A 2,618-nucleotide genomic window follows, 5' to 3' on the forward strand; every position below is an offset into this window, starting at 1 on the left:
GGTCGGTGATGAGATTTTTGATCATGCCCGTCTCCTTATCGTAGTTTTCGGCGGCAGCGCGCGGGTAGCGGCTCATCACTTCGGCCAGCACTTTGGCGGCCGCAACCGTGGCCTTATCCTCGCTTCGTTTCTGCATTTCGACGAGCAGGCTTAGCGCATAATAAGCGTTATCGCGCGCGTTGTCGAGCAACTCGAGTTCTTCGGTGCCATCCAGCACGCGGGGCTGGTTGAGTGCCAAATCTTCCTTAGCCACGGCAGTCGTGAGCGGCCCCAACACAGCAGTTAGTTTCGGCACATTAGCTTCCTTGCAAAGCTGCAGCACGCGGTCAGCAAACTGATAATGCTCCATGTTTTGGAGCGCATGGAAATAAAGATTTTTTAGTTTCATAAGTTTATTGGTTTTGGTAAGTTAATTAAAGATGTGAGAGCGCCCCCGGCCTGCGATTTTTTGCGTCCCAAGTTTGGGAAACGCTCCTTTTATCCATTTTTCGTGTTCCCAACATTGGGAAACGTTGTTTTTCTCATTTTTGCAGCTTCCCAAAGTTGGGAAAGCCTGTTTTCGCTTTTTTCTCGGTTTCCCAACATTGGGACGGCCTGTTTTTTCCGTTTTCCGCCTTTCCCAATGTTGGGACGAGCCGATGATATTATTTTTCGGGAATTAATACCTGATGAAGGGGCGGACCCAGAATTTGTAATTCTGATTTTTCCAAATGTTTCCCACACGAACTCCCATGACCGCCGGATATACTTCAACAAGGCTAGCAGAAAACTCATTTCCCTCCGTACTTGTCCAAAACTTATAATAAGGTGGCTGAATACTAGTCCCTCCCACTTGCGTAAAGGCCAGGTCTGCTAAATTTCCATACCATTTGGCACTATAGGGAGAAAAATCGGGCATAAAATGACTGAATCCTAACCCTGTATATACGTATTTCCATTCGCCGAAAGCGGGCAAGTACCATTTCTTGTTTTCCATGCCGTTGGTCAGCGTTACACCCGTGGGTAGCGTGGGACTGTAATGGCCGGCGCTGTAAAAAGCAAAGCATTGCGGATCGTTGGCTTTCACGGTTACGCCGTCTGCACTGCCCGACGGCTCCCAAGTCCACTTATAACCATCCATATCGGTCAACGCGGCCGCCAATGTACTGAATGTTGCGCTATTATTTACTACGTTGACAACACCACCTATTGCGCCCCAATGCATCTCTGTATTAGAGGCGTTGTTTAAAGCTACGGCAAGTTGCAGATCTTTGTCAACAACCACAGCGATTGGAGTTTTACTACCACCGCCTTGTGTGGTTTCTTTGAAATATCCGGTGGTGCCGTCGGTAAAGAGGTAAGTAAATTGGGGTTTGAGCTTGATTTTGACAAGATACGATTTGTTCGATAGCATCGATAGCGCGATATTCAACTTTTGGGTAGCAGTGAGGGGCTTCCAAAATAAGGTTCCAGCCGAAAAGCTAAGTTTCAGGTTAGAAGCCTCGGTGGTAGGCAGGAAATAGTGATAATCGGTACTCGTCGAGGTATAGGTGTAGTTTTCTCCCCATCTGGAAGCGTTGTATTTGGTTTCTGTACTTGCCGGAGAATTACTTGATTCGGGTGTCATAGCACCATTAGTGCCGGTATAAGCTTTTGTCGATGGATTGTAAGTTACGCTTATGGGAATCACGTTAGCAGCAGCACCTTCGAGCGTAGCGGTAATGTTGTTCGGGATATCTTTCTTGCAAACGAATTGGGTGCGCAGGCGGCAGCCGACGTGCTTCATCGTGAATTGCACCTGTATGGGTGTAGGGCCAGTGATAGTAACCGTAGCGAAGCCCATGCGAGCGGTTTCGGCTTTATCGCGGGTGGTGGTTAGGTTCGTGCCGCTGGCGGTTACGTCGTCGTTAAAGGCAACGAAATCGTAGGTGCCATATGGGAGTCTTAATTTCTTATTGGAGCTGGCGTCGGGGGTGAATGTGCCACCGCTAAACGTGCCCTTCATTTCGTCTTTGAGTGTGCCGGCTTGGTAAGCGCGGATCGTATAATGACCGTTGGCAGGTGATAATGCGCCGCGCGTCTTCGCTGTCGGTTCGCTTTCTACCGTTATCTCGGCTTCGCAATCGCCCAGGTCTACGATCTGTGGCTTCGCTCCTGCTGCGTTGGCGCGTGTTACGGCTTCATCCTCGCCGAAATCTTCGTTGGTAAAACTGAATTGTACAGCTTGCACCTGCTCTTTTGTCTCGTTGTTATTATCGTCGTTGCTACAGCTCGCTGTGAATAACAGCAGGGCTGCGCTTAAAAATATATACTTCTTCATTGTCTTCTGATTTTTAATGATGATTACTCAAATTCATACTCTCCTCCGTCGACATCATCGTCCGGGTCCCAATCCTCTTCTTGCGAACCGGGGTGCGGACGCACCGACGTACAAATAAATTGCTCTGTCGTGGCTTCGACGACGTGGCATTCGGGCTTCAGATAAGCCGTTAAACTCTCTACTTGTTTTCTCATTATTTTGTGTTGTTTTAGTGAGTAAATGCTGCGTTATTTTCCTTTTGCTCAGTTAGCAAAAGGGCATGAAAAGAAGAACAAAGGGAACTCCGAGAAGCCCTTTGTTTATTGGGGTTTAGCCCACG

The 2,618-nt window shown here is 48.3% G+C and carries 3 protein-coding genes; all 3 read right to left on the minus strand.

All coding sequences use genetic code 11. From position 1 onward, the window contains the following. Window positions 1–388 (minus strand): DUF6261 family protein (locus JCM12259_RS12585; RefSeq protein ID WP_025066703.1); only part of this gene is annotated, 388 nt, incomplete at its 3' end. 270 nt (window positions 389–658) lie between these two features. Then, window positions 659–2,299: a hypothetical protein gene (locus tag JCM12259_RS12590; protein WP_025066704.1), complete on the minus strand. Its 1,641-nt coding sequence runs from the start codon at window positions 2,297–2,299 to the stop codon at window positions 659–661. A gap of 23 nt (window positions 2,300–2,322) precedes the next feature. After that, window positions 2,323–2,493: a hypothetical protein gene (locus JCM12259_RS16840; RefSeq protein WP_156409630.1), complete on the minus strand. Its 171-nt coding sequence runs from the start codon at window positions 2,491–2,493 to the stop codon at window positions 2,323–2,325. Window positions 2,494–2,618: the final 125 nt, after the last annotated feature.

Origin of the sequence: Hoylesella enoeca JCM 12259 (assembly GCF_000613405.1) — a bacterium.
GTDB lineage: Bacteria > Bacteroidota > Bacteroidia > Bacteroidales > Bacteroidaceae > Prevotella > Prevotella enoeca.

Bases quoted from the DNA above. Each gene is read 5' to 3' on its own strand.
- JCM12259_RS12590 (WP_025066704.1), bottom strand. From the start codon at position 2,299: ATGAAGAAGTATATATTTTTAAGCGCAGCCCTGCTGTTATTCACAGCG.
- JCM12259_RS16840 (WP_156409630.1), bottom strand. From the start codon at position 2,493: ATGAGAAAACAAGTAGAGAGTTTAACGGCTTATCTGAAGCCCGAATGC.